1 protein-coding gene is annotated in these 354 nt (G+C 73.4%); it reads left to right on the forward strand.

Translation table 11 applies throughout. The features are described 5' to 3' along the window. A partial coding sequence (locus IU459_RS39180; protein WP_228839074.1) for an AMP-binding protein occupies positions 1-354 on the forward strand: 354 nt, incomplete at both ends.

Below are 354 nucleotides of genomic sequence, written 5' to 3' on the forward strand. Positions count from 1 at the left end.
CGGACGCGCTCGCCTCGCTGCGGACCCTGTTCGTCGCCGGTGAGGCCTTCACAGCCGACGCGGTCATGGCTATCCGGCGGGTGAGCGGCGCCGCGCTGTACAACCTGTACGGCCCCACCGAGTTCACTGTGCACGCCACGCACGGCCCGGTCGCCGAACAGGTGGACGGCGCCGTGCCGATCGGCCTGCCGGTGTGGAACGCGCAGGCGTACGTGCTGGACGCGCGCCTGCATCCGGTGCCGCCGAACGTCGCGGGCGAGCTGTACCTCGCAGGCGACCAGCTGGCCCGCGGCTACGTCGGCCGCGCCGATCTGACCGCGGATCGCTTCGTGGCCAACCCGTTCGGCGCGCCGG

The organism is Nocardia amamiensis (genome assembly GCF_015477605.1).
Lineage (GTDB): Bacteria > Actinomycetota > Actinomycetes > Mycobacteriales > Mycobacteriaceae > Nocardia > Nocardia amamiensis_A.